30 protein-coding genes and 1 riboswitch are annotated in these 23,341 nt (G+C 70.5%); of the genes, 15 read left to right on the forward strand and 15 right to left on the reverse strand.

The window, feature by feature from the left end; genetic code table 11:
• Window positions 1-708 carry a copper homeostasis protein CutC gene (locus ACZ7MG_RS20635; RefSeq protein ID WP_471388908.1) on the reverse strand — a complete coding sequence of 236 codons (708 nt, stop codon included), beginning with the start codon at window positions 706-708 and terminating at the stop codon, window positions 1-3.
• A gap of 178 nt (window positions 709-886) precedes the next feature.
• Between ACZ7MG_RS20635 and ACZ7MG_RS20640 the strand changes: the two genes are divergently transcribed.
• A complete protein-coding gene (locus ACZ7MG_RS20640; protein WP_471388905.1) occupies window positions 887-1,750 on the forward strand; it encodes a helix-turn-helix domain-containing protein in 864 nt (287 codons plus the stop codon).
• The gene (locus ACZ7MG_RS20645) at window positions 1,710-1,922 is read left to right on the forward strand and encodes a DUF397 domain-containing protein (protein ID WP_471388903.1); all 213 of its coding nucleotides are present in this window, start codon (window positions 1,710-1,712) and stop codon (window positions 1,920-1,922) included. The genes ACZ7MG_RS20640 and ACZ7MG_RS20645 overlap by 41 nt, the downstream gene beginning before the upstream one ends.
• Here the strand turns inward: ACZ7MG_RS20645 and ACZ7MG_RS20650 are convergent.
• The gene (locus tag ACZ7MG_RS20650) at window positions 1,916-2,188 is read right to left on the reverse strand and encodes a beta/gamma crystallin domain-containing protein (RefSeq protein ID WP_471388900.1); all 273 of its coding nucleotides are present in this window, start codon (window positions 2,186-2,188) and stop codon (window positions 1,916-1,918) included. The genes ACZ7MG_RS20645 and ACZ7MG_RS20650 overlap by 7 nt on opposite strands.
• A gap of 318 nt (window positions 2,189-2,506) precedes the next feature.
• Here ACZ7MG_RS20650 and ACZ7MG_RS20655 point away from each other — a divergent pair, with 318 nt between their 5' ends.
• On the forward strand, window positions 2,507-3,313 hold the full coding sequence (locus ACZ7MG_RS20655) for an SGNH/GDSL hydrolase family protein (RefSeq protein WP_471388897.1): 807 nt from the start codon (window positions 2,507-2,509) through the stop codon (window positions 3,311-3,313).
• Between the two features lie 21 nt (window positions 3,314-3,334).
• Here ACZ7MG_RS20655 and ACZ7MG_RS20660 read toward each other — a convergent pair whose 3' ends face one another.
• Entirely contained in the window at window positions 3,335-4,012 is a 678-nt protein-coding gene (locus tag ACZ7MG_RS20660; protein WP_471388894.1) for a maleylpyruvate isomerase family mycothiol-dependent enzyme, read from the reverse strand.
• A 57-nt stretch (window positions 4,013-4,069) separates the two neighbouring features.
• Between ACZ7MG_RS20660 and ACZ7MG_RS20665 the strand changes: the two genes are divergently transcribed.
• The 3 genes from ACZ7MG_RS20665 to ACZ7MG_RS20675 all read left to right on the forward strand — a co-directional run bounded on the left by ACZ7MG_RS20665 (window position 4,070) and on the right by ACZ7MG_RS20675 (window position 7,227).
• Entirely contained in the window at window positions 4,070-4,735 is a 666-nt protein-coding gene (locus ACZ7MG_RS20665; RefSeq protein WP_471388890.1) for an HD domain-containing protein, read from the forward strand.
• Window positions 4,736-4,864: 129 nt separating this feature from the next.
• Window positions 4,865-6,085 (forward strand): Cmx/CmrA family chloramphenicol efflux MFS transporter, encoded by a 1,221-nt coding sequence (locus tag ACZ7MG_RS20670; protein WP_471389172.1) that lies wholly within the window; start codon window positions 4,865-4,867, stop codon window positions 6,083-6,085.
• A 29-nt stretch (window positions 6,086-6,114) separates the two neighbouring features.
• A complete protein-coding gene (locus ACZ7MG_RS20675) occupies window positions 6,115-7,227 on the forward strand; it encodes a GNAT family N-acetyltransferase (protein WP_471389169.1) in 1,113 nt (370 codons plus the stop codon).
• Window positions 7,228-7,250: 23 nt separating this feature from the next.
• On the opposite strand, the gene ACZ7MG_RS20680 is transcribed toward ACZ7MG_RS20675, so the two are convergent.
• Both ACZ7MG_RS20680 and ACZ7MG_RS20685 read right to left on the reverse strand, forming a co-directional pair.
• Window positions 7,251-7,523: a DUF4031 domain-containing protein gene (locus ACZ7MG_RS20680; protein WP_471388887.1), complete on the reverse strand. Its 273-nt coding sequence runs from the start codon at window positions 7,521-7,523 to the stop codon at window positions 7,251-7,253.
• Window positions 7,520-7,903 (reverse strand): hypothetical protein, encoded by a 384-nt coding sequence (locus ACZ7MG_RS20685; protein WP_471388884.1) that lies wholly within the window; start codon window positions 7,901-7,903, stop codon window positions 7,520-7,522. The genes ACZ7MG_RS20680 and ACZ7MG_RS20685 overlap by 4 nt, the downstream gene beginning before the upstream one ends.
• A gap of 55 nt (window positions 7,904-7,958) precedes the next feature.
• Between ACZ7MG_RS20685 and ACZ7MG_RS20690 the strand changes: the two genes are divergently transcribed.
• Both ACZ7MG_RS20690 and murQ read left to right on the forward strand, forming a co-directional pair.
• Window positions 7,959-8,912: a MurR/RpiR family transcriptional regulator gene (locus ACZ7MG_RS20690; protein WP_471388882.1), complete on the forward strand. Its 954-nt coding sequence runs from the start codon at window positions 7,959-7,961 to the stop codon at window positions 8,910-8,912.
• A 119-nt stretch (window positions 8,913-9,031) separates the two neighbouring features.
• On the forward strand, window positions 9,032-10,018 hold the full coding sequence (gene murQ / locus ACZ7MG_RS20695) for an N-acetylmuramic acid 6-phosphate etherase (RefSeq protein ID WP_471388879.1): 987 nt from the start codon (window positions 9,032-9,034) through the stop codon (window positions 10,016-10,018).
• A gap of 61 nt (window positions 10,019-10,079) precedes the next feature.
• Here murQ and ACZ7MG_RS20700 read toward each other — a convergent pair whose 3' ends face one another.
• Together ACZ7MG_RS20700 and ACZ7MG_RS20705 are read right to left on the reverse strand one after the other, a co-directional pair.
• The gene (locus ACZ7MG_RS20700; RefSeq protein ID WP_471388876.1) at window positions 10,080-10,496 is read right to left on the reverse strand and encodes a PIN domain-containing protein; all 417 of its coding nucleotides are present in this window, start codon (window positions 10,494-10,496) and stop codon (window positions 10,080-10,082) included.
• The gene (locus ACZ7MG_RS20705) at window positions 10,493-10,717 is read right to left on the reverse strand and encodes a type II toxin-antitoxin system VapB family antitoxin (RefSeq protein WP_471388873.1); all 225 of its coding nucleotides are present in this window, start codon (window positions 10,715-10,717) and stop codon (window positions 10,493-10,495) included. Before ACZ7MG_RS20705 ends, ACZ7MG_RS20700 begins: the two co-directional genes overlap by 4 nt.
• Before the next feature lie 143 nt (window positions 10,718-10,860).
• Between ACZ7MG_RS20705 and ACZ7MG_RS20710 the strand changes: the two genes are divergently transcribed.
• Window positions 10,861-11,439: a hypothetical protein gene (locus ACZ7MG_RS20710; RefSeq protein WP_471388870.1), complete on the forward strand. Its 579-nt coding sequence runs from the start codon at window positions 10,861-10,863 to the stop codon at window positions 11,437-11,439.
• A 253-nt stretch (window positions 11,440-11,692) separates the two neighbouring features.
• On the opposite strand, the gene ACZ7MG_RS20715 is transcribed toward ACZ7MG_RS20710, so the two are convergent.
• Together ACZ7MG_RS20715 and ACZ7MG_RS20720 are read right to left on the reverse strand one after the other, a co-directional pair.
• Window positions 11,693-11,899 (reverse strand): hypothetical protein, encoded by a 207-nt coding sequence (locus ACZ7MG_RS20715; RefSeq protein WP_471389183.1) that lies wholly within the window; start codon window positions 11,897-11,899, stop codon window positions 11,693-11,695.
• Entirely contained in the window at window positions 11,896-12,126 is a 231-nt protein-coding gene (locus ACZ7MG_RS20720) for a hypothetical protein (RefSeq protein WP_471388867.1), read from the reverse strand. Before ACZ7MG_RS20720 ends, ACZ7MG_RS20715 begins: the two co-directional genes overlap by 4 nt.
• A gap of 122 nt (window positions 12,127-12,248) precedes the next feature.
• On the opposite strand from ACZ7MG_RS20720, the gene ACZ7MG_RS20725 reads away from it, so the two are divergent.
• From ACZ7MG_RS20725 to ACZ7MG_RS20745, 5 genes are all read left to right on the forward strand, one after another.
• The gene (locus ACZ7MG_RS20725) at window positions 12,249-13,088 is read left to right on the forward strand and encodes a helix-turn-helix domain-containing protein (protein WP_471388864.1); all 840 of its coding nucleotides are present in this window, start codon (window positions 12,249-12,251) and stop codon (window positions 13,086-13,088) included.
• Window positions 13,072-13,344: a DUF397 domain-containing protein gene (locus ACZ7MG_RS20730; RefSeq protein WP_471388861.1), complete on the forward strand. Its 273-nt coding sequence runs from the start codon at window positions 13,072-13,074 to the stop codon at window positions 13,342-13,344. Before ACZ7MG_RS20725 ends, ACZ7MG_RS20730 begins: the two co-directional genes overlap by 17 nt.
• Window positions 13,345-13,369: 25 nt before the next feature.
• Window positions 13,370-13,918 (forward strand): DinB family protein, encoded by a 549-nt coding sequence (locus tag ACZ7MG_RS20735; protein WP_471388858.1) that lies wholly within the window; start codon window positions 13,370-13,372, stop codon window positions 13,916-13,918.
• Between the two features lie 310 nt (window positions 13,919-14,228).
• A complete protein-coding gene (locus tag ACZ7MG_RS20740; protein ID WP_471388855.1) occupies window positions 14,229-15,071 on the forward strand; it encodes a hypothetical protein in 843 nt (280 codons plus the stop codon).
• A gap of 59 nt (window positions 15,072-15,130) precedes the next feature.
• On the forward strand, window positions 15,131-15,811 hold the full coding sequence (locus ACZ7MG_RS20745; RefSeq protein ID WP_471388853.1) for a Uma2 family endonuclease: 681 nt from the start codon (window positions 15,131-15,133) through the stop codon (window positions 15,809-15,811).
• A gap of 21 nt (window positions 15,812-15,832) precedes the next feature.
• On the opposite strand, the gene ACZ7MG_RS20750 is transcribed toward ACZ7MG_RS20745, so the two are convergent.
• The 6 genes from ACZ7MG_RS20750 to thrC form a co-directional block, all read right to left on the reverse strand.
• Window positions 15,833-16,411: a superoxide dismutase family protein gene (locus tag ACZ7MG_RS20750; protein ID WP_471388850.1), complete on the reverse strand. Its 579-nt coding sequence runs from the start codon at window positions 16,409-16,411 to the stop codon at window positions 15,833-15,835.
• Between the two features lie 46 nt (window positions 16,412-16,457).
• Entirely contained in the window at window positions 16,458-17,585 is a 1,128-nt protein-coding gene (locus ACZ7MG_RS20755) for an NADH:flavin oxidoreductase (RefSeq protein WP_471388847.1), read from the reverse strand.
• 213 nt (window positions 17,586-17,798) lie between these two features.
• Window positions 17,799-19,421, reverse strand: a complete 1,623-nt coding sequence (gene groL, locus ACZ7MG_RS20760) for a chaperonin GroEL (RefSeq protein WP_471388844.1) — start codon at window positions 19,419-19,421, stop codon at window positions 17,799-17,801.
• Window positions 19,422-19,792: 371 nt separating this feature from the next.
• Window positions 19,793-19,999: a cold-shock protein gene (locus ACZ7MG_RS20765; protein ID WP_005486335.1), complete on the reverse strand. Its 207-nt coding sequence runs from the start codon at window positions 19,997-19,999 to the stop codon at window positions 19,793-19,795.
• Between the two features lie 462 nt (window positions 20,000-20,461).
• On the reverse strand, window positions 20,462-20,737 hold the full coding sequence (locus ACZ7MG_RS20770) for a ubiquitin-like small modifier protein 1 (RefSeq protein ID WP_316727574.1): 276 nt from the start codon (window positions 20,735-20,737) through the stop codon (window positions 20,462-20,464).
• Window positions 20,738-20,790: 53 nt separating this feature from the next.
• Window positions 20,791-22,095 (reverse strand): threonine synthase, encoded by a 1,305-nt coding sequence (gene thrC, locus ACZ7MG_RS20775; protein ID WP_471388839.1) that lies wholly within the window; start codon window positions 22,093-22,095, stop codon window positions 20,791-20,793.
• A 17-nt stretch (window positions 22,096-22,112) separates the two neighbouring features.
• Window positions 22,113-22,259: riboswitch (SAM riboswitch) on the reverse strand.
• 131 nt (window positions 22,260-22,390) lie between these two features.
• Between thrC and ACZ7MG_RS20780 the strand changes: the two genes are divergently transcribed.
• A complete protein-coding gene (locus ACZ7MG_RS20780) occupies window positions 22,391-23,335 on the forward strand; it encodes a glucosyl-3-phosphoglycerate synthase (RefSeq protein WP_471388836.1) in 945 nt (314 codons plus the stop codon).
• Window positions 23,336-23,341: the final 6 nt, after the last annotated feature.

The raw sequence follows: 23,341 nt of genomic DNA on the forward strand, positions 1-23,341 counted from the left end.
TCAGCGCGGAGCGGTGGCGCGCGTGTCGAGGGCCGTGCGCCACGCGCGTACCGCCTCGGCGGCGACCGGCGCGGCCCACCCCCCGGGGCGGGCCGCGCCACCGATGTGGAAGGCGTCCACGCGGGCCGCCCGCAGCCGGGGCAGGTGGGCGAGGCGGAGCCCGCCACCGACCATCAGCCGCGCCGCATACCCGGGGTCACCCCGCCGCGCCGCCTCCGCCAACAGCACGGGCAGCCCGTCGTCCACCCCCACCCCCGACCCCGCCGTCAGATACGTGTCCAGCCCCGGCAGGTCCGCGAGTTGCTTACGCAGCGCATCCCGGTCGGCGGCCCGGTCGATCGCCCGGTGGAACGTCCACGCCCGCCCGTCCAACTCGGCCACCACCCGCTCCACGGCCGCCAGATCCAGCCCCCCGTCCTCCCCCAGGAACCCGAGCACGAACTCCTCCGCCCCCGCCGCCCGCATGTCGCACGCCACCCGCACCAGCGCGTCCACGTCCCCCGCCGCGAACCCGTCCGCGAGCCGCAGCATCACCCGTACCGGGATGTCGACGGCCGCCTGCACCTCCACGAACGTCGCGACGCTCGGCGTGAGCCCGTCCGCCGCCATGTCCGCCACCAGCTCCAGCCGGTCGGCACCTCCGGCCTGGGCGGCGGCGGCGTCCTCGGCGTCGAGGGCGATCACCTCCAGAAGCGCGCGCGTGGTCATGGGGCCCCTTCCGTCGTGCGGCACGTGAGGACAACAGGTCTAGTCCAATTGTCCAATCTAGCAACAAGCAGGACTGTTGGACGTGATCGTCACGTTCAGCACGCGGACGACCACCGTCCGCATCTACCCTCATTTGGGCGCCGTTCAACAAGACCGGCTGTTCGAGAGGGAGTTGGCCATGCCGAAGCCGAAGACCATCGACCCGTCCCAGTCCACCCGAGCGATGTACGGCGCCGAGCTGCGCCACCGGCGTGAGCGGGCGGGCATGTCCCAGGAGGACCTGGGGGCCGCGCTGTTCATCAGCGGGGCGTACGTCGGCATGCTGGAGGTCGGCACGCGCCGGATGCAGCCGGAGTTCGCGAGGATGGCGGACGAGGTGCTGAACACGGACGGGTTCTTCACGCGGAACCTGGAGGCGGCGCGGCAGTCCCCGTACGAGCACCACTTCGCGGACGTGGTCGAGTTCGAGGGGATGGCCCTCACGATCAAGGACTGGGCGCCGATCCTGGTCCCCGGTCTGCTTCAGACAGCGGACTACACGCGGGCGGTGGTCCGGGCGTACGACCCGTTCCTGGCGGAGGAGGCGGCCGAGGCCCGGGTGGCCGCCCGCCGCGCCCGAGCGCACATCTTCGAGGACTCCAGGAAGCCTCAGTACTGGGCCGTGCTGGACGAGATGGTCGTACGCCGTCCGGTGGGCGGACCAGCGGTCATGGCGGAGCAGTTGCAGCACATCGCGGCCATGGCCAGGCGCCACCGGATCATCGTCCAGGTGCTCCCGCTGGCCGAGGGAGCGAACGCCGGGATGACAGGCATGTTCAAGCTCATGACGTTCGAGGACGCCCCGCCTCTCGCGTACGCCGACGGGTCCGAAAGTGGCCGTCTCCAGGACGAACCTGCCGTAGTGACCCGTTCCACGCTGTCCTACGATCTGATTGGGGGTGCGGCACTGTCGCCTGGCGCGTCCCTCGCCCTGATCGAGCAGGCGGCCGAGGAGTACGAGGATGCGCACCGCACCCGATCTGAGGACCGCGACTTGGCGTAAGAGCAGCTACAGCGGGGGCAACAGCGCGGAGTGCGTCGAAGTGTCCGACGACCTCCCCGGAATCGTCCCCGTCCGCGACAGCAAGAATGCCACCGGTGCTGTTCTCGTATTCGAGGCCGCCGCCTGGTCGTGCTTCGTGGCGGCGGCCCGGGAAATCAGCTCGGCTCAGTAAATCGTGATCTGCTCGATCTTGTGGACCTTGCCGCTGGGGGAACCGGAGGCGCGGCCGAGGTCGAAGGCGTAGTGCTTCGGGAGGCGGCCGGAGTCCCACTGGGGGCCGCCGAAAACCGTGCGGTACTTGAAGCTGACCTCGTTGTTGCCGGTGTCCATCCAGCCGACGCCGTAGATGGCGACATCGATCGTGCCGGCGTTGGCGAAGCAGGGGTTGACGCCGTCGACCTCGAAGAAGAGGAAGTCGTTGCCCGGGGTGCAGTCCACGCGGTTGATGGCGTGGGCGGGCAGCGCGGTGGCGACGGTGGCCGCCAGCGCCGCGCCGGCATCGAAGGCCCCTCTGACTCTCGGACTCGCACATGACTCCCGCGTGACTCCCGCGACGGGAATTCGGCGAGTGAGAGTCACCGGAAGCCCATCAGGTTGCTTCGTATCGGCAAAGTCGTCGAACCAATGCCCTTGAGGGCAAAGGCCGTTGCCCTCCCGTACACAGTGAATTGCGGGGCCCATTTCCCGCTGTACGCTCTGCGATCAATTCCGGCTTCACACGCTTCACAAATCGACGCAGAGGGCAGAGGGAACTCAATGCGCAAGCTCACGGCGGCCGTCGCCGCCAGTCTGATGACCTTCACGGGACTGCTCGCGGCAGGTGCCGCCCCCGCCCAGGCGGCGACGCCGAACGCCGAGTACGTCGCGCTCGGTGACTCGTACGCCTCCGGGGTCGGTGCGGGGTCGTACGACCCGGCGAGCGGTGACTGCAAGCGGAGCACGAAGAACTACCCGCGTCTGTGGGCGGCGGCGAACCCCGAGTACACGCTGAAGGACGTCACGTGCAGCGGGGCGACGATCGCGGACGTGCGGGCGAACCAGCTGTCCGCGCTGAGCGCGAGCACGAACTTCGTCACGATCACGGTGGGCGGCAACGACACCAAGTTCTCGACGGTGGTCAGGACGTGTCTGACCGACACCGAGGACGCCTGCACGCTCGCCACGGGGTGGATGTCGATCGCGGCGAGGAACCAGCTGGTGGGTGAACTCAGCGGTCTCTACAAGGACATCAAGGCCCGCTCGCCGAAGGCCCTGGTCCTCGTCCTCGGCTACCCGCAGACGCTCTCCACGACCGGGGTGTGCTCCCCGATCGAGCTGAGCGCCAAGAAGCGCGCCGGGATGAACGGGCTGGCCGACGCCCTCGCGGAGGGCACGGGGAAGGCCGCGGCCGACGCGGGCGTGCACTTCCTCGACATGCGGAGGAAGTTCACCGGCCACGGGGCGTGCGGCACCGACCCGTGGGTGCACAGCGTCAACCCGGCCGACGCGACGGAGTCCTTCCACCCCAACGCGGCGGGCCACGAGAAGGGCTACGCGGCGAAGCTCATCGCCACCTGGGGCTGACCCCGAGGGCCGGGGCCGGGCTCAGCCGTAGAGGTTCAGCTCTGCCTCGGTCGCACCGGCCAGTTCGTACGTCGTCCCGGCCGGTGGGCGGCGGCCCGCGTAGAGGCGTACGAGGGTGGTGGCGTCGCCGAGGTAGCGCGCGGGCGGCGCCTCCCCGCTCGGGGCGCCGAGCAGCAGGGGTTCGTCGGCGTCGTCGAGGTCGGCGTGCAGGGGGCGGGTGCCGCGCACCCGGGTGAGGTGGGCCAGCAGTTCCATCGCCAGGCCGAGCCGGTCACCGCCGTACGCTCCGGGCAGGCCCCACGCCTCCCGTACGTCACCGGCGTGCACCCACTCCCCCAGCGCGAGCCCGTCCAGCGCCCCGCCGGCCTTCGTGATCACGGGGCCGGCCTCGGTCATCCCGCGCTCCAGCTCGTCCACGATCCGCGCGACGGGCCACTCGCCCCGCTCGGCGATGTCCCGGTCGTTCGCCTCCGGGCTGAACACGCCCTCCTCGAAGCGCCCCTCCACCACCCGCGACAACGCGGCCGAGCAGTGCGCCAGCACATCCCGCACACTCCACCCCGGACAACAGGTCCCCACCGCGAAGTCCGCCTCCGCCCGCCCCCGCAACAACGGCACCAGCGCGTCCCGCTCACCGGCCAGCAGCCGGGCGGGGAGTTCGGGGTCTCGTACGTCGTGTGTGTCAGTGGTAGCGGTCATGCGGTCCACGCTAGGGGGAGAGGCCCGCCGGACGCACGGCCACGGCACAATGCGTACATGCCCGACTCCGAAACCCTGAGGGAAGCCCTGCGTCACCGCTGGCTGCCCGCGTTGCTGTCCGCCCGTGACGGGGCGTGTGAGCCGGCGCCGGGGCCGTACGGCGACAATCTGATCGAGCGGTGGGCGGAGCCGCAGCGGCGCTATCACACGCTCGATCACCTCGTCGCGGTGCTGGACCGCATCGAGGTGCTGGAGGAGTACGCGGCGGACGCGGACCTCGTGCGGCTGGCGGCCTGGTTCCATGACGCCGTGTATCTGCCGGACCGGTCGGAGAACGAGGAGCGGTCCGCCCGGCTCGCCGAGCGGGCGCTGCCCGAGGCCGGGGTGTCGGCGGAGCGGACGGCGGAGGTGGCGCGGCTGGTGCGGCTCACCGTCACGCACGATCCGGCCGACGACGACCCGAACGGGCAGGTGCTGTGCGACGCGGACCTCGCGGTCCTGGCCTCGGCCCCGGACGCGTACGCCGCCTACGCCGCCGCCGTCCGGGAGGAGTACGGGTTCGTGCCGGACGACGCCTTCCGGGCGGGCCGGGCTGCCGTACTGCGTCAACTCCTCGCCCTGCCAAGGCTGTTCAGGACGCCGTACGGGGAGCGGGAGTGGGAGGGGCCGGCCCGGGAGAATCTGCGGGCGGAGCTGGCCGCCCTGGAGGAGGGCACCGGCTGACGGCAAGCCGCCGGAGGCCGGGCGCGTCCGGGAATGCGGCCCGGCGGCTCTTGGTTGCCCATGGATATGCCCTCCCCCGCCGCCGCTCCGGACCCCACCGACCACGCCGCTCACCCCGCTCCCTTCCGCATACCCCTCTCTGTGTACGTCCTCGGTCTGGCCGTGTTCGCGCTCGGGACCAGCGAATTCATGCTCTCGGGGCTGCTGCCGCCCATCGCCGAGGACATGGACGTGTCCATTCCGCGGGCGGGGCTGCTGATCTCCGCGTTCGCGATCGGGATGGTGATCGGGGCGCCGCTACTGGCGGTGGCGACGCTGCGGCTGCCCCGGCGCACGACCCTCGTCACTCTGATCCTCGTCTTCGGGCTCGGGCAGATCGCCGGGGCCCTCGCCCCCAACTACGCCGTCCTCTTCGCCTCCCGGATCGTGAGCGCGCTCGCCTGTGCCGGGTTCTGGGCGGTCGGCGCGGCCGTGGCCGTGGCGATGGTGCCGGTGAACGCGCGGGCCCGCGCGCTGGCCATCATGATCGGTGGATTGTCGATCGCGAATGTGCTGGGCGTCCCGGCGGGCGCGTTCCTCGGGGAGCACTTCGGCTGGCGGTCGGCGTTCTGGGCCGTGGCGGTGGCCTCGGCGGTCGCGCTGGCCGGTGTCGTCACGCTCGTCCCGGCCATCCCGCTGCCCGACGAGCGGCCCCGGATCAGCCAGGAGGCCCGGATCTACCGCGACCGGCAGGTCTGGCTCTCCATCGCCGTCGTGGCGCTCGCCGCCGGCGGTGTCTTCTGCGCGTTCAGCTACCTCGCGCCGCTGCTCACGGACGTGGCGGGGCTGGACGACGGCTGGGTGCCGACGGTGCTCGCGCTGTTCGGGATCGGGGCGCTGATCGGCACGGCGGTCGGGGGCCGGGTCGCCGACGCGCACCTCTTCGGGGTGCTGCTCAGCGGCATCACCGCCTCCACGGTCTTCCTGGCCGCCCTGGCGCTGCTCGCGCAGTACGCCGTCGCCGCCGTCCTCCTCTCCTTCCTCCTCGGGGTGTCCTGCTTCTACACCGCCCCGGCCCTCAACGCCCGGCTCTTCAACGTCGCGGGCGCCGCCCCGACCCTGGCCGGCGCCACCACCACCGCCGCGTTCAACCTCGGCAACACCGGTGGCCCCTGGATCGGCGGGGTCGTCATCGACGCGGGCCAGGGCTTCGCCGCCACCGCCTGGGCGGGCGGCGCCCTCACCGCCGCCGCCCTCGGCACCACCGCCGTCTCGCTCCGTCTCCACCGGCGCACCCGCGCCTCCCGCCTGGTGGCCGGAAGCGGTGACAGCACCGGCAGCGTCGTAAATCCGGTACGTACGGACGTCTGACCCCGCCTATCCTCGCGCCCATGCGACCAATGGGCGGGGAACAGGTAGGGGAAGCCGTCGAGCACTGTCTCGCGGTGCTGGGGACGGTGCTGGACCGGGACTGGGAGGGCACCAAGGCGGGCCGGCTGGACTGGAACTGCCGGGAGACCGCCGAGCACGTCGCGTCGGACCTGATCTCGTACGCGGGGCAGCTGGCGGGGCGGCCGACGACCCGCTACGTGCCGTTCGAGATCGACATGTCGGAGTGCCAGGGGGACGAGCGGAACGCCGACGCCCTGGAGGTGATCCGCACGACGGGTGTCCTGCTCTCCGCCACGGTCGCCGCCACCCCGCGCGAGGTCCGCGCCTTCCACCCGTACCCGTTCCGCGCGGCCGACCGCGAGGGCTTCGCGGCGATGGGTGTCGCCGAGGTGCTGCTGCACACGTACGACATCGCCGAGGGCCTCGGCCTCCCGGCGTCCGCGTCCGTACCGTCCACCGACCTGTGCGAGACGGTTCTCGCGCGCCTCTTCCCGCACGTCAGGCCCGGTGACGACCCCTGGGCGACACTGCTGTGGGCCACCGGCCGGGGCGACCTGCCGGAGCGCGCGCCCGTCACCGGGTGGCGGTGGAACAACCCGCTGCACATCGACGCCGAGCGGCTCGTCCTCCAGGGCGTCCACCCGGCCGCCGCGGCCGATCTCGCCGAGGGCGGCACCGGCGGCTTCGACTGGATCGTGGGCGGCCCGGTGGAGGGGACCCGGATCGGCGCGGGCCTGGTGTTCCAGGCGTACGAGGCGGGGGTGCACCGTCCGGAGTGGGGCATGTTCGTGCTCGTGCGCAAGGAGGACGGGCTGGCCGTCGGCGCGCTCGGCTATCACGGCGTCCCCGACGAGGAGGGCCGGGTCGAGGTCGGCTACGACCTGGTCGAGGGGGCGCGCGGGCGCGGCTACATGACCGAGGCGCTGGGCGCGCTGGTCGGCTGGGCGCGGGAGCGGAGCCGGGAACAGGGGGACGTACGGTCGCTGTTCGCGGTCGTCGACAAGGCCAACTCCCCTTCGCAGGGCGTCGTTTCACGGGCCGGATTCAACAAGGTGAGCGAGGACTGGGGCGACGGGGAGCACGGGGAGCAGTTCGCGTACGAACTCCGTCTGCGCGCCTGACGTAGTACGTCATCGTCTGCTCCTCAGCGCCCGCCGCCCCGCCGCTTCGGCCGCCTCAGCCCCGCCCCCGTCAGCCGTCGCAGCAGCTCTTTGGAGCCCACCTCCACGGCGCCCGCCCGTACGACCTCCACGTAGCGGTGGGACGGGATGTCGTAGTGGTCGCGTTCGAAGGCGCGCTCGGGTATGCCCAACTCCCGGGCGAAGGCGTGCAGTTCGTCGAAGGAGGCGTCGCTCACCAGGTGCGACCACATCCGGCCGTGCCCCGGCCAGGTGGGCGGGTCGATGTACAGGGTCACGAGGCCGACGCCCCGCCCAGCGCGCCCAGCGCCGCGACCCGCACCCCCGCCTTGTGGCAGACCCACTGCGGATCGGGCCCCAGCTCGGGTTCCACGTCGAGCGCGTGCGGGTCGCCGGTGCCGCAGACCGGGCAGAGGGGCCAGCGCCCGTACCGTTCGCGCAGGGCGTCCTGGACGTCCTGGGCGACGAGCCCGGCGACGTACGCCACCCCGTCCGGCCACTGCTCGACCCACCACCGGCGCTGGACGACGGAGTCCTCGACCATGGAGACGACGTCCGCCTCGGCGACCTCACCGGACACCAGATCGGCGAGCACGAGGGCGCGGGCGGCGTGCAGGGCCTGCTCAAGGGGGCTCACGGGGTCACTGCCGGTACTCATGGGTCCATTGTGCGGCCCTTGACCTCACCCCCGGACAGAAAATATCTTTCAAGATGTGAGCGATGACGTGAAGGAAATTTTCGCACCGGCGCCCACGCCACCAGGTTCGCCGGGGCCACCGGCACCCCCCGCCCCCGCCGCCCTCGCGGCGAAGGTGCGGACGCTGGCCCCCTCGATGACCCGCTCGATGCAGCGCGTCGCGGAGGCCGTGGCGAGCGACCCGGCGGGCTGCGCGGCGCTCACGGTCACCGGTCTCGCCGAGCTGACCGGCACCAGCGAGGCGACGGTCGTCCGCACGGCCCGGCTCCTCGGTTACCCCGGGTATCGCGATCTGCGCCTCGCCCTCGCCGGTCTCGCCGCCCACCAGCAGTCGGGCCGCGCGCCCTCGGTCACGGCCGACATCGCGGTCGACGACCCGCTGCCCGACGTGGTCGCCAAGCTCGCGTACGACGAGCAGCAGACCCTCGCGGACACGGCGGCCGGGCTGGACATGGCCCAGCTCGGCGCGGCGGTCGCGGCGCTCGCCGGGGCCCGCCGCATAGACATCTACGGCGTCGGGGCGTCCGGGCTGGTCGCCCAGGACCTCACACAGAAGCTGCTGCGCATAGGCCTGATAGCCCACGCGCACAGCGATCCGCACCTCGCCGTCACCAACGCGGTGCAGCTGCGCGCGAAGGACGTGGCGATAGCGATCACGCACTCCGGCTCGACGGGCGACGTCATCGAGCCGTTGCGGGTCGCCTTCGACCACGGGGCCACGACGATCGCGGTCACCGGGCGGCCGGACGGGCCGGTGGCCCAGTACGCCGACCACGTCCTGACGACGTCCACGGCCCGCGAGAGCGAGCTGCGGCCGGCCGCGATGTCCTCCCGGACGAGCCAGCTGCTGGTGGTGGACTGCCTGTTCGTAGGGGTGGCCCAGCGCACGTACGAGTCGGCGGCCCCGGCCCTGTCGGCGTCGTACGAGGCCCTGGCCCACCGGCACCGGGTCGGCGGCCCGTCGAGGTAGGCGGGATCGAGCGCCCCGTAAGGGGCGCGGGGAACTGCGCGAGCAACCACGACGAACCGGCGGACGACGATGGCATCCGCCAAGGCACAGCAGCACCAACCCGTACGGAATGAGCAGCCATGCCCCCCATCTCCCCCAACACCTCCCCCTCCCCGTCCCCCTTCCCCTTCCCCAACCACCTCTCCGTGCGGGCCGAGTTGGAGTCGTTGACGACGGAGGCGTTCCGGCCGGAGCTGGCCGACATCGATCAGTTGCCGACGCTCGACATCGCGAAGCTGATGAACGCGGAGGACGCGACCGTACCGACGGCCGTGGCCGTGCAGCTGCCGCTGATCGCGGCGGCGATCGACGCGATCGCGGAGCGGATGGGCCGGGGCGGCCGGCTGATCTACGCGGGCGCGGGCACGGCGGGGCGGCTGGGCGTGCTGGACGCGTCCGAGTGCCCGCCGACGTTCAACACGGCGCCGTCGCAGGTCGTGGGCCTGATCGCGGGTGGCATCGAGGCCATGGTCACCTCGATCGAGGGGGCGGAGGACTCGGCGGAGCTGGCCCGGACCGACCTCGACGCGCTGGCGCTGACGCCGGACGACACGGTGGTGGGCGTGTCGGCGTCGGGGCGCACGCCGTACGCGGTGGGCGCGGTGGAGCACGCGCGGGCGGCCGGGGCGCTGACGGTGGGGCTGTCCTGCAACGCGTCGAGCGCGCTCGCGGCGGCGGCGGATCACGGGATCGAGATCGTCGCGGGGCCTGAGCTGGTCACCGGCTCGACCCGGCTCAAGGCGGGCACGGCCCAGAAGCTGGTGCTCAACATGCTCTCGACGATCACGATGATCCGTCTGGGCAAGACGTACGGGAACCTGATGGTCGACGTCCGCGCCACCAACGACAAGCTCCGGGCCCGTTCCCACCGCATCGTCGCGCTCGCCACGGGCGCGACGGACACCGAGATCGAAACGGCCCTCACGGCCACCAACGGCCAGGTCAAGAACGCCATCCTCACCATCCTGACCGGCGTCGACGCCCCCACGGCGGCCCGCCTGCTCACCGCGAACGGGGGCCACCTGCGCGCGGCCCTGGCAGCGGCACTGACGGACCCGGCGGGCTGAGGGGTACGAGGGAGTCCGGAGTCCGGGATGCTGGCCCTGCTGGCCGTACCCCGACGCAGCCCTACAGCGGCCCCTGATGCACGTTGAGCTGTCGCAGTTCGACCGCCAGGCGAGCAGCCGTCACGAAGTCCCTGTCGTCGTGCAGGACGACAAGACCGTGGTGAGCGGCGGTGGCACAGATCTGCAGATCGACGGCGGACAGCGCCTGATGCTCCCCCCGCTCGGCGGCCCGCAGCTGCAGGCCGCCGATCCAGTGGGGCGTCCCCTTCGGAACGGAGACGTCGTCGTAGAGTTCCGCGAACATCGCGCTGTACGCCTCGTACTCCTTGAGGCCGCGCGCCGACCGCAGAAATTCAGCCCGCTGCGGATAGCACGATCGGATGTCGCCGTCCATGACGACCGGGCGCCACGCGTTGTGGAGATGCCGGTCCCGAAGCAGACGCCGCAGGGCCGAGGAATCCAACAGGTAGCCGCTCACCCGCGGTGGGCCTCCTTGTCCGCGCGATGTGCGGCCTCGGCCCCTTCGATGTCCCAGTCCTGGGCGAGTTCGAAGTACTTGTCATGGGCACTGGCGCGCTGCAGCCGCAGGTTGTACTCCTCCAGCGCCTTGGCCACCGCGGCGGTCTTCGTCCGATGCCCGCCCAGCCGCTTGGCGGTCTCCAGGGCCTCGTCGTCGATGTCGATGTGCGTCAGAGACATGCGGCCCTCCCGCGATGTACAGAATTCTCGACAATCCCGTTGTTCAATGTACAAGCCGCGCAGGGCCGAGCCCGGTCTCGGCGGGACTGTCAGTGGGGTGTGGCACGGTGGTGGGGACCGCTGCCCCTGGAAGGACCTGGCCCGTGAACCACGCCCAGCTCACCGCCCTCGGCCGTGCCCTGCGTGTGCTCGGGGAGCATGGTGACGCGTTGAACGCCGACACTCCGGACGCCCGGCTGCATGAGGTGAAGGCGGACATCAGACGAGCGCTGGAGCTGCTGGACGAGACGGTCTCGACGGCCGCCCCCACCACCCGCTGTGCCGAGCATCCGAACGGCCCGGTGGACAAGGAGGCCCCCGACCTCTGTCTGCTCTGCGAGACCCGCCGCCGCGCCGCCCGCCGCACCCAGCTGAACGACAGCTACGGCCCTCCCCGCCCCGCCGGCCCTGCGGCCCAGGCCCCCTCCCGGTACGGCGTACGCGACGACCGCCCCCAGCCCCAGCAGCGCTGGCTCCCGGAGGCGTGGAACGGCCAGGTCTGGCAGCTCTGCGGCACGCCCCGCCGCGACCGCCGCGAGGCCGAGCTGTACCTCGCGGCCCAGCGGCGGGGGCCGCGTCCCGCCATCGCCTACCGCCTCGTCCAGGAGTTCACCGACTACGACGTGACCCGTATCTGGGGCGAGCCGGTCAGGATGGACATCGAGCCGATGGGGAACGCGTGAGGGCGCCTCATGGCTCGGGGCCGCGGGTTCGGTTCGCGGGTGCGGGTGAGTGGGGCTTCTCGCGCAGTTCCCCGCGCCCCTGAAAGACCAGGCCCCTGCGGGCCTGGAAAACCAGGCCCCTGCGGGCCTGGAAGACCAGCCCTCCGCGGCCTGAAGGCGACCGGCGACGGGCCTGAAAAGCACGGGGCGCAGCCCCTGCTTTTCAGGGGCGCGGGGAACTGCGCGAGAAGCCCCACCGGACCCGCACCCGGCCTCAACACGGCAGCCGCCCCTCCCCGTTGACTCTCCGCACCCTGGCCCGCAACACCTCCGCCGGGGCGGCCTCACGCAGCGCGTCCGGAGGACAGTCCCACTCCCGGCCGCCCCCGACCGGCCGCAGCTGCACGTAACCGCCCTCGCGCCCCATCACCTCCCCGAGCCGCCCGTCGCGTACGTCCACGCCGTACGACGGCCGCGTCACGTCTCCGCCGCCTTGCGCAGAACCGCGGCGAGGTCGGCGGCGACCTGGAGGTTGCAACAGCCCAACTCGACGAGGGGATAGGGCCGGTCACCGGCGGCGGTCACCGGGTCGACCCGCAGGGACGGCAGCACGATCCCGACGCCGCGCAGTGCGTGGTCCAGCTGCTCCACGGCCTCCTCGGTCGACCGCATCGTGCTCCGCGCCTTCGCCGCAGCTCTGTTCTTCACGTCCACTTCCTCCATGCCTCCACGCTGGGTTCCCGATTCACCACACAGCGTGGCGGACCGCGCTCTAGCCTGGCCAGACGCAGAGCCTTGACAACGGCGGCTGTCGAACAGGGAGTACCGCGATGCCAGGACCGAGGGACCTCGACCCGTCGTCATCCCCCCGCGCGCTGTTGGGCGCCGAGCTACGGCACGCGCGCGAGAAGGCGGGCCTCAGCCAGGAGGAGTTGGGCCAACAGTTGTTCGTGAGCGGCTCGTTCGTGAGCCAGTTGGAGGCGGGGATGCGACGCATGCAGCCGGATCTGGCCCGCCTCACCGACCTCGCCCTCGGCACGAGCGACTTCTTCAGCCGGAACTGTGGCGCCACGGCCAAGTCCAAGTACCCGGAACACTTCGCGGAGGCGGCGGAGGCAGAGGCGGTCGCCACGAGGATCAGGGAGTACGCGCCGATGCTGATCCCCGGGCTCCTCCAGACCCGCGGCTACGCCGAGGCCCTGTTCATCGGGCATCAGCCGACCACCCCTGACGAGGAGATCGACAAGCTGGTCTCGGCGCGGCTGGAACGGGCCAAGCTGCTCGCCGATCCGACAAAGCCGCTCTTGAGGGTGGTGCTTGACGAGGCGGCACTGCGTCGGACGACGGGCAGCCCGGTAGTCATGGCCGAGGCCCTGCGCCACGTCATCGCCCTGATCAACCGGCGCCGGATCATTGCACAAGTGATTCCGTTCAACGCGGGTGCGCACACTCTCATGGGCGGGGCGATCAAGCTGATGGCCTTCGACGACGCGCCGCCCCTCGTGTACTTCGAGGGCCCCGGAACCGGCAGGCTGGAAGACGACCCAGCCACCATCACCCGCTACGAACTGGCCTACGATTTGCTGGGGGCCACCGCGCTCTCGCCCCCCGAATCTCTGGCCTTGATCGAATCAGTGGCGGAGGATTACGCCCATGGAGATCAGCCCTGAGTACGGCTTCGGCTCGGCCCCTTGGTACAGGTCCAGCTACAGCGATGGCAGCGGCGGCAACTGCCTGGAGGTCGCCCGCTGGCACAAGTCGACGCACAGCGGCGGCGACGGCGGCAACTGCCTCGAAATAGCCGCCCCCCACCCCCACGTCACCCACATCCCCGTGCGCGACTCCAAAACCCCCCTCGGCCCGAAGCTCGTGTTCCGGGCCGAGACCTGGGCCGCGTTCGTCGAGGGCCTCAAGGTCAGGATCTGACCTATATGGCTCCTACCTTGCTTCCATGAACACCACCACGAACAACCCGACCCCCGCCGCCCTGCCCACCGCCGAGCACGCCGACCTGCTCGAAACGCTGGCCCAGCGCCGCCACTTCCTGCGCCTCACCACCAGCGGTCTCACCGACGAGCAGGCCGGTCGACGGACCACGGTCAGCGCGCTGTGTCTCGGCGGCCTGGTCAAGCACGTCACGGCGGTGGAACGGGGCTGGGTCGACTTCATCCTGAACGGCCCCTCGGTGATGCCCGACTTCACCGCCATGACCGAGGCGGACTGGGCCCGCCGGGCCGACGAGTTCAGCATGCTGCCCGGCGAGACGCTGGCGGACGTACTGGCCGTGTACGCCGAGACCGCCGACCGTACGGACGAAGTCGTCGCCGCCCTGCCCGACCTGAGCGCTTCGCACCCGCTGCCGAAGGCGCCGTGGTTCGAGGGCGAAGCCCACTGGTCGGCCCGCAGGACGCTGCTGCACATCATCACCGAGACGGCCCAGCACGCCGGCCACGCCGACATCATCCGGGAGTCCCTGGACGGCGCCAAGAGCATGGGCTGACGCACCGGCCCAGCTCGTCCCGAAGCTCAAGCCCCCAGCTTCGAGCCCTCTTTTCAAGGAATGGGAGGTGGGCCTCAACCCACCCTCCCACCCGGTAAGTTGACTTGACGCGTTCGACTTGCCACGCACGGTGACGATGCTGGTACCGTTCCCGCAGACACACCACGAAACAGCCCCCGCCAGGTGCTACCAACACCTGAAACGGGGGCTTGACCTACAAGATCGAGAAGAGTTCGATCCCATGGCTGAGGCCAAGCTTAGTAGCGCCCTCCTGCGCGCGCACGCGTCCCCCTCCATCTCCTCCCACCCGATGGCTGCCCCGGGCTACGGGAAGCGCACCGCCCCTGGTCAACACCCCCGTACGGCCCACGACTTCGCGGACCTCCCACCCCGCGAGGCAGCCATCGCCGCGTACCTCGACCGCCTTCCCGACTGCGCCGACATCTCCGTCAAGACGCTGGCCAAGGAGCTGCCGTACGGGCAGTGCGCGCTCCGCACGGCCCTCAACAGGCTCCAGGAGGCGGGCCACTTGCGGCGGGGCCGCGAACAGGTGACCGCCGCCTCGGGCAGCTCGCGCTGGATCACCCGAACGTGGTTCACCCGGACCGCGCGGGACGACGACTGGTGGGCGAGGTTCACGCGGGGCGACGTACCGGAGGAGTCGCACAAGCCGCCGCCGACCCGTTCCCGCGCCCTCATCCTGCTCGCGGCGCTGGGCCGGGAGACCCCCGCCCTCTCCCTCTCCCGGTCGGACTGCGCGGACCTGGCCCCGCTGCTGCTCCCGTGGTTCGAGCGCGGCGCGACCGACGAGCACATCCGCCAGGCCCTGACCTCCGGCCTGCCGACCCCCGTCCACAGCGCGGCCGCCCTCCTCCGCACCCGCCTCGTCACCAAGGTCCCCCCGGAACCGGAACCGGCCCCGGCCCCCGACCCCGTACGCCCACCCCTCCGCATGCTGGAGTGCGGCGAATGCGGCACCCCAGGCCCTCCGGAGGCCCTACCGGGAGGCCTGTGCAGCGCCTGCCGAGGCGAACGCGCCCCCGCCCGCCCCCACACGCTCCCTTCCTCCGCCGAAGTCCACAGCCACGCGGACCGGATCCGTGCCGCAATGGCACAACAAGGGCGAGAAACACGAGAAAGGACACCCGCATGACCGCTCCTACGGTCCGTCGACATCACTCCAAGGCACGATGGGAGAAAGGAGGCGACGCCATGACCCCTGACACCGCTGAGCGCCCGCAGATGTCCATGGAGGACTTCGAGGAACTGGTCCGCAGGGCTCCCAGGGAGCTGCGGAACCGACTGGAGTTTCTCGCCGGGAGGCTGTGCGTCCGGCACGGCCCGCTCGACGTCGACGAGTTCGAGGAGCTGGCCGCCGTGGCTCCCGAAACCGTGCGGCTTGAGTACATCAACGGAAAAGTAGAGGTCAAGGCCATGCCGGACGGCAACCACCGCTCGATCTTCATGTGGCTGCTGCGCCAGTGCATGCAACACCGCCCCGACCTGGACCTCGTACCCGAGTCAGGGGTGAAGGCCGAGGCCTATCGAAAGGGCCGCGCACGCACTGACGGCACCCTCGTGCCTGTGGATCATTTCCGGAGAGACGGCGAGTGGTCCAACCCCGAAGGCGCCCTGATGGCCGTGGAGATCACCTCCCACGACCGCGACACCGACCAGCGCGACCGCGTCGACAAGCCCATCGGCTATGCGGCGGCCGATATCCCCGTCTACCTACTCGTCGACCGCGATGACCACACCGTCAAGGTCTTCAGCGAACCCAAGGACGGCCGCTACCAGCAGACCGCCTCCCATCCATGGGGCGCGACCGTCGAACTGCCCGCCCCCGTCAGCATCACTCTCAAGACCGAGAAGCTCAAGGACTACGCCGACTGACCGCCCGCCCCGGGGCCCGGCCTACGTGAACGCCACGTTCACGCAGGCCAGCCGTGCCCCCGCCGTCCCCGCGTGCCCCGCGTGCGTGGACGTCGCCGCCTCGTGCAGCACCACCGAGCGGGCCCCGCCTGGCCGGAAGCGCCAGTCCACGGCCGCGACCGAGCGCGCCGAACCGGTGCCGTCCGTCCGTACGTCGAGCCACACCTCGTTGTCGGGGTTGGCGTACCGCGGGTCCACGGACGGCTGCCTCGGATCCCGTTCGTCCTGGTAGTGCGGCCCGGCGTCGGCGGGCAGCTTCCCGCACGACCGCGTGTGCACATGCGCGCCGTACGTACGGTGCGCGGCGAGGTCCCGCAGCCGCAGCTCGATCCGCGTACCGCCGTCGCCCCGCGGCTCCCCCGTCACCCGCACCCGCGCGGCCACGGGCACCCGCCCGGTGTCATAGGTGACGGCGGGCGCCACACCGGCGGTGTGCGCGGGGGCGAACACGGTCTCGACGACCACCCCCCGCACCGGCATCGACGCACCGAGGACACCGGCGAGGGTGAGCGCGAGCGCGGGGACGAGAGCGAGCGTGGGGGCGAGCCTGTGTCGTGCCATGGCCCACGACCCTACAACCGCACAGCCACGACTCAGCTGAGCGAACTCAGCTGAGTGAACCCAGCGCCGCCGGCGAGAAGGCCGTCAGCTCGTCGAAGCGGCCGTCGAGCACCTTCGCCGCCCACTCGGGGTCCTGGAGCAGCGCCCGGCCCACGGCGACGAGGTCGAACTCGTCGGCCTCCAGACCGTTCAGCAGGTCGTCGATGCCCTTCAGCGTCGCGCCCTCACCGGCGAACGCGGCGAGGAACTCCCCGTCCAGACCGACCGAGCCGACCGTGATGGTGGGCTTGCCGGTGAGCTTCTTCGTCCAGCCCGCGAGGTTCAGCTCGGACCCCTCGAACTCCGCCTGCCAGTAACGCCGCGTGGACGCGTGGAACGCGTCGACACCGGCCGCCACCAGCGGGTTCAGCAGCGCCTCCAGCTCCTCCGGCGTCTCGGCGAGGCGCGCGTCGTACGCCTCCTGCTTCCACTGCGAGTACCGGAAGATGACGGGGAAGTCGGCCGACACCGAGTCCCTTACGGCCGCCACGACCTCCGCCGCGAACTTCGTACGGGCGACGAGGTCACCGCCGTAGGCGTCGGTACGGCGGTTGGTGCCCGCCCAGAGGAACTGGTCGATGAGGTAGCCGTGGGCGCCGTGGATCTCGACGCCGTCCATGCCGATGCGCTCGGCCTCGGCGGCGGACTTGGCGAAGGCCGCGATGACCTCGTCGATGTCGGCCTGGGTCATGGCCCGGCCGCCCTCGGCCTCGGTGCCGTCGGCCCGAAGACCGGACGGGCCGAAGACGGGGGCCTCGGGGAAGAGCTTGCCCTGCTGCCGGACGGTCCCGATGTGCCACAGCTGCGGCACGATCGTGCCGCCCCCGGCGTGCACGGCCTCCGCGACCTTCGCCCACCCGGCGAGCTGCTCCTCCCCGGCGAACCGCGGAACCCCGTCCAGGTCACCGGCCGTCTCGTGCCCGACGTACGTCCCCTCGGTCACGATCAGCCCGACCCCCGCCGCGGCCCGCCGCCCGTAGTACGAGGCCACGTCCGCGCCGGGCACACCCCCGGGCGAGAACACCCGCGTCATCGGCGCCATCGCGATCCGGTTGGGGACGGTCAGCCCGTTGATCGTCACGGGCCGGGACAGAATCTCGGCGGCACGGGAGGTGGGGGTGGAGGCGGTGGTCACGCGGGGGCTCCTAGGGGGAGAGCGGAATCAATTCCATGCGCACGCATATAGCATGCGTCCCTCGGCACAACCGCCCCCGCCGTCACGGAATTCCAGCGGCGCGACGGCATCGGTGTGACCCGTGCCACGCCCCGGAAACGCCCGAGGGCGGCACCCCCCGTTTCCAGGGGGTGCCGCCCTCGGTACCGCAGGACGGTGATCGACCGGGGTCGATCAGAAGTCCATGTCACCGCCCGGCATACCGCCGCCGGCGGGCGCGGCGGCCTTCTCCGGCTTGTCGGCGATGACGGCCTCGGTGGTGAGGAAGAGCGCGGCGATGGAGGCGGCGTTCTGCAGGGCGGAACGCGTGACCTTCGCCGGGTCGATGATGCCGGAGGCGATCATGTCGACGTACTCACCGGTCGCGGCGTTGAGGCCGTGGCCGACCGCGAGGTTGCGGACCTTCTCCACGACGACGCCACCCTCAAGGCCGCCGTTGACGGCGATCTGCTTGAGCGGGGCCTCCAGGGCGAGCTTCACGGCGTTGGCGCCGGTCGCCTCGTCACCCTCCAGCTCCAGCTTCTCGAAGACCGAGGAGGCCTGCAGCAGGGCCACGCCACCACCGGCGACGATGCCCTCCTCGACGGCCGCCTTCGCGTTGCGAACGGCGTCCTCGATGCGGTGCTTGCGCTCCTTCAGCTCGACCTCGGTCGCGGCACCGGCCTTGATGACGGCCACGCCGCCCGCGAGCTTCGCCAGGCGCTCCTGGAGCTTCTCGCGGTCGTAGTCCGAGTCGCTGTTCTCGATCTCGGCGCGGATCTGGTTGACCCGGCCCTGGACCTGGTCCGTGTCACCGGCGCCGTCGACGATCGTCGTCTCGTCCTTGGTGATGACGACCTTGCGGGCGCGGCCCAGGAGGTCCAGGGTCGCGTTCTCCAGCTTGAGGCCGACCTCCTCGGAGATGACCTCGCCGCCCGTGAGGATGGCGATGTCGCCGAGCATGGCCTTGCGGCGGTCACCGAAGCCCGGGGCCTTGACGGCGACGGACTTGAAGGTGCCACGGATCTTGTTGACGACCAGGGTCGACAGGGCCTCGCCCTCGACGTCCTCGGCGATGATCAGCAGCGGCTTGCCCGACTGCATGACCTTCTCCAGGAGCGGGAGCAGGTCCTTGACGTTGGTGACCTTGGAGTTGGCGATGAGGATGTAGGGGTCCTCGAGCACCGCCTCCATGCGCTCCATGTCGGTCGCGAAGTACGCCGAGATGTAGCCCTTGTCGAAGCGCATGCCCTCGGTGAGCTCAAGCTCCAGACCGAAGGTCTGCGACTCCTCGACGGTGATGACGCCTTCCTTGCCGACCTTGTCCATGGCCTCGGCGATCAGCTCGCCGATCTGGGTGTCGGCGGCGGAGATGGAGGCCGTGGAGGCGATCTGCTCCTTGGTCTCGACCTCCTTGGCCTGGTCGAGCAGCGCACCGGAGACGGCCTCGACGGCCTTCTCGATACCGCGCTTCAGGGCCATCGGGTTGGCACCGGCCGCGACGTTGCGCAGGCCTTCCTTGACCAGCGCCTGGGCGAGGACAGTCGCGGTCGTCGTGCCGTCACCGGCGACGTCGTCCGTCTTCTTCGCGACTTCCTTGACCAGCTCGGCGCCGATCTTCTCGTACGGGTCCTCGAGCTCGATCTCCTTGGCGATGGAGACACCATCGTTGGTGATCGTGGGGGCGCCCCACTTCTTCTCGAGGACGACGTTGCGGCCCTTGGGGCCGAGCGTCACCTTGACGGCGTCCGCGAGCTGGTTCATGCCGCGCTCGAGGCCGCGCCGCGCCTCCTCGTCGAACGCGATGATCTTGGCCATGTGAAGTGGTCCTCCCGGACTGGGGTGGATTGCTCCGGACCGTGCTGGCGCCCGCGACGGACGGCTCGCCTGCCTCGTGGTTCCTTGCCCCACTTGGCCTGCGGGCCTCACCGACCCGATCCTCGTTGTCACTCTCACCTTCAGAGTGCTAACGCCAATGATTAGCACTCGGCATGGTCGAGTGCAAGCGGCTCTCGATGATCCGCAGGTGAACGCGCCCGCGCGCGCCCCGTCGGCACCCCCATCGGCACCCCCGTCGGACCTTGCGCGGGTACGCGCCGCGCACACGAGAGGGCTCGCACCCCGAAACGGGATGCGAGCCCTCCGATGAAGAACGAAGAACGTCGCTGCGTTGAACCCGGCGCGTTACTTCAGCCGGCCGCGAGCCGGACCATGTCCGCCTGCGGCCCCTTCTGACCCTGCGAGATCTCGAACTCGACCCGCTGGCCCTCTTCCAGGGTGCGGTAACCGTCCATCTGGATCGCGCTGTAGTGGACGAATACATCCGCACCACCGTCGACCGCGATGAAGCCGTACCCCTTCTCCGCGTTGAACCACTTGACGGTGCCCTGAGCCATGCCTAACTCCCCTATTACTGGCCCTTGCACAGATCCACACTTCGCGGATCCGGGTCAGACCTCACCCCCCAACGGTTGGGGGTGTGCGCCGGAACGCGTCGACCGCGGCCGAATGTATCTGTCCAACTGCCCTCTGCAACAGGTCAATCGGACGAGAATTCTGGACACGACCGGTCGGGAATGTACGAACAATTCGCCCGAATTCAGGGCAAGTCGGGCCCCACAAAAGGGAAGAAGTACGCAAAAGGCATGCACACTTTGGCTACTTCATATAGGGCGTGCGGCGCGATCACATATGCGCCCGGCATGCAATCACTACGGTGATCCGACCGGCTTCCCCAACTCTACAGTGCTCAACCATAGAGAATTGCCCCCTCCGCTTCTCTCACGGAGGGGGCAATTCGATGAACACTCGGTAATCAATGTTACCGACGGTTACTACCGGCGGGTACTGACCGGCGGTCAGCCACCGGCGACCGCGGGAATGATCGACACACCGGCGCCGTCCGGAGTGGCCGTCTCCAGCCCCTGCTCGAACCGGACATCGTCGTCATTCACGTACACATTCACGAACCGCCGCAACTTGCCCTGATCGTCCAGAACCCGGGCGGCGATCCCGTTGTGGTTCTTCTCGAGATCGGCGATGACTTCGCCGAGAGTCGCCCCTTCGGCGCTCACCTCGGCCTGTCCGCCCGTGTAGGTGCGAAGGATGGTGGGGATACGGACGGAAACGCTCATGAGGGACCTCCGGTCAGGAATGTGTGCTGTGCGAGGCGGTCTTCGAGGCGGTCCTACGCGAGACCAGCTTCACGGAACGCATCGAGGTTGGGCCGGATGGTCGCGGTCAGCCCGGTCCCGGCCACCGCGTCCAGCGTCTTCAGCCCGTCCCCCGTGTTGAGCACGACCGTGGTGAGCGTCGGGTCGAGAAGGCCGTCCTCGATCAGCTTCTTCGTGACACCGACGGTCACCCCGCCCGCGGTCTCGGCGAAGATCCCCTCCGTCCGCGCGAGCAGCTTGATCGCCTCGACGACCTGCTCGTCCGTCACGTCCTCCACGGCCCCGCCGGTCCGCCGCGCGATGTCGAGCACATACGGCCCGTCCGCCGGGTTGCCGATGGCGAGCGACTTCGCGATGGTGTTCGGCTTCTGCGGCCGTACGACGTCGTGGCCGGCCTTGAACGCCACCGACACCGGCGAGCACCCCTCCGCCTGCGCACCGAAGATCTTGTACGGCTTGTCCTCGACGAGCCCGAGCTTGATCAGCTCCTGGAGCCCCTTGTCGATCTTCGTGAGCTGCGACCCGGAGGCGATCGGCACCACCAGCTGGTCCGGCAGCCGCCAGCCGAGCTGCTCGCAGATCTCGTACGCGAGGGTCTTGGAGCCCTCCGCGTAGTAGGGCCGCAGGTTGACGTTCACGAAGCCCCAGCCCTCGCCGGCCGGGTCGCCGATCAGCTCGGAGCAGAAGCGGTTCACATCGTCGTAGTTGCCCTCGATGCCGACCAGCTCGCCGCCGTAGATCGCGGCCATGACGACCTTGCCCTGCTCCAGGTCGTGCGGGATGAACACGCAGGACCGGAAGCCGGCGCGGGCGGCGGCGGCGCCGACGGCACCGGCCAGGTTGCCCGTGGAGGAGCAGGAGAGCGTGGTGAAGCCGAAGGCGCGGGCCGCCTCCAGGGCCTGGGCGACGACGCGGTCCTTGAAGGAGTGCGTCGGGTTGCCCGAGTCGTCCTTGATGAAGAGCTTGCCGCTGTCGACGCCGAGCGCGGCGGCCAGGTTGTCGGCCTTCACGAGCTGGGTCCAGCCGGGGTTGATGTTCGGCTTCGTGGCCACGTCCGCCGGGACGGGCAGCAGGGGGGCGTACCGCCAGATGTTCGCGGGACCGGACTCGATCCGCTTGCGCAGCTCCTCCGTGGAGTATGCGGAGTAGTCGTACGCGATCTCCAGCGGCCCGAAACACTCCTCGCAGGCGAAGACCGGTCCGAGGGGGACGCGGTGACCGCACTCACGACAGCTCAGCGCGGCGGCGGGGCCGAGGTCTACGGTGGAACCGGTGGAGACGGGGGATTCGGTGGTGCTTGCAACAGTCTGCGCAGCCATGGAGGCGAGGCCCTTTCTCCTCATCTTCCTCACGACGCACTTCGCCGTGAGACGGATTTGGCACCTTCCCGAGCCGGGAGCCTCACCACGACAACGTGGTCAGACCGGCTGGAGGGTTGCCGGGGCTTCATCGGGCCGTATCCCTCTGCCCCTCTGGATGAGCGGTATTTGGTTGTATACGCCGACGAGCACCGACATGCGATGGTCACCAGCGTTGTCCAAGACTGTAACCGAAGGCCAGGACAGTTGAGAGAGCCGTCCGAACCGCGAGATGAACGCAGAGGAGCCGCGCACTGTGCTGAAGGAAGTCGAGCGCTGGCTGAGCACCCGCTCCTGGTCCATGTCCGACCGCCCGCTCCACAAGATCATGGCCGCGAAACGGGCCACGGGACAGACGGTCAGTGTCGTCCTGCCCGCGCTGAACGAGGAGGAGACGGTCGGCGACATCGTCGCGATCATCCGCCATGACCTCATGCGGCAGGTCCCGCTCGTCGACGAGATCGTGGTCGTCGACTCCGGTTCCACGGACCGGACGTCCCAGGTCGCGGCTGCCGCCGGGGCGACGGTCGTGCACCGCGACGCGATCCTCCCCCGCCTCCCGGCCGTGCCCGGCAAGGGCGAGGTGCTGTGGCGGTCGCTCCTGGTGACGTCCGGCGACATCGTCTGCTTCATCGACGCGGACCTCAAGGAGTTCTCGTCCGACTTCGTCTCCGGGATCGTCGGCCCGCTGCTCACCGACCCCGGGGTGGACCTCGTCAAGGCGATGTACGACCGCCCCCTCGGCTCCGCCGCCGGCCAGGGCGGCCGTGTGACGGAACTCATGGCCCGGCCCCTCCTCAACATGCACTGGCCCCAGCTGGCCGGTTTCGTCCAGCCGCTCGGCGGCGAGTACGCGGCCCGGCGCTCCCTCCTGGAGCGGCTCCCGTTCCCCGTCGGCTACGGCGTCGAGCTGGGCATGCTCGTCGACGCGCTGCACCTCGTCGGCCTCGACGCGCTCTCCCAGGTCGACGTGGGCGTCCGCAAACACCGCCACCAGGACGGGGCGGCGCTGGGCCGTATGTCCGCGGCGATCTACCGCACCGCCCAGCTCCGGCTGGCCCGCGGCCACCTGATCCGGCCCGTCCTGACCCAGTTCGAGCGGGGGCGGGAGGGTTTCGAGCCGCGCACGTACTCGGTGGACCTGGAGGAACGGCCGCCGATGATCGATATCGAGGAGTACGTGGAGCGCAAGGCGGCGTAAGGGTTC

The sequence above is a fragment of the Streptomyces sp. NPDC107538 genome (assembly GCF_055657445.1).

Coding starts and splice junctions, on each gene's coding strand:
- ACZ7MG_RS20635 (WP_471388908.1), bottom strand. CDS start 708: ATGACCACGCGCGCGCTTCTGGAGGTGATCGCCCTCGACGCCGAGGAC.
- ACZ7MG_RS20640 (WP_471388905.1), top strand. CDS start 887: ATGCCGAAGCCGAAGACCATCGACCCGTCCCAGTCCACCCGAGCGATG.
- ACZ7MG_RS20645 (WP_471388903.1), top strand. CDS start 1,710: ATGCGCACCGCACCCGATCTGAGGACCGCGACTTGGCGTAAGAGCAGC.
- ACZ7MG_RS20655 (WP_471388897.1), top strand. CDS start 2,507: ATGCGCAAGCTCACGGCGGCCGTCGCCGCCAGTCTGATGACCTTCACG.
- ACZ7MG_RS20660 (WP_471388894.1), bottom strand. CDS start 4,012: ATGACCGCTACCACTGACACACACGACGTACGAGACCCCGAACTCCCC.
- ACZ7MG_RS20665 (WP_471388890.1), top strand. CDS start 4,070: ATGCCCGACTCCGAAACCCTGAGGGAAGCCCTGCGTCACCGCTGGCTG.
- ACZ7MG_RS20675 (WP_471389169.1), top strand. CDS start 6,115: ATGGGCGGGGAACAGGTAGGGGAAGCCGTCGAGCACTGTCTCGCGGTG.
- ACZ7MG_RS20685 (WP_471388884.1), bottom strand. CDS start 7,903: ATGAGTACCGGCAGTGACCCCGTGAGCCCCCTTGAGCAGGCCCTGCAC.
- murQ (WP_471388879.1), top strand. CDS start 9,032: ATGCCCCCCATCTCCCCCAACACCTCCCCCTCCCCGTCCCCCTTCCCC.
- ACZ7MG_RS20705 (WP_471388873.1), bottom strand. CDS start 10,717: ATGTCTCTGACGCACATCGACATCGACGACGAGGCCCTGGAGACCGCC.
- ACZ7MG_RS20725 (WP_471388864.1), top strand. CDS start 12,249: ATGCCAGGACCGAGGGACCTCGACCCGTCGTCATCCCCCCGCGCGCTG.
- ACZ7MG_RS20730 (WP_471388861.1), top strand. CDS start 13,072: ATGGAGATCAGCCCTGAGTACGGCTTCGGCTCGGCCCCTTGGTACAGG.
- ACZ7MG_RS20735 (WP_471388858.1), top strand. CDS start 13,370: ATGAACACCACCACGAACAACCCGACCCCCGCCGCCCTGCCCACCGCC.
- ACZ7MG_RS20740 (WP_471388855.1), top strand. CDS start 14,229: ATGGCTGCCCCGGGCTACGGGAAGCGCACCGCCCCTGGTCAACACCCC.
- ACZ7MG_RS20745 (WP_471388853.1), top strand. CDS start 15,131: ATGACCCCTGACACCGCTGAGCGCCCGCAGATGTCCATGGAGGACTTC.
- ACZ7MG_RS20750 (WP_471388850.1), bottom strand. CDS start 16,411: ATGGCACGACACAGGCTCGCCCCCACGCTCGCTCTCGTCCCCGCGCTC.
- groL (WP_471388844.1), bottom strand. CDS start 19,421: ATGGCCAAGATCATCGCGTTCGACGAGGAGGCGCGGCGCGGCCTCGAG.
- ACZ7MG_RS20765 (WP_005486335.1), bottom strand. CDS start 19,999: ATGGCTCAGGGCACCGTCAAGTGGTTCAACGCGGAGAAGGGGTACGGC.
- ACZ7MG_RS20770 (WP_316727574.1), bottom strand. CDS start 20,737: ATGAGCGTTTCCGTCCGTATCCCCACCATCCTTCGCACCTACACGGGC.
- thrC (WP_471388839.1), bottom strand. CDS start 22,095: ATGGCTGCGCAGACTGTTGCAAGCACCACCGAATCCCCCGTCTCCACC.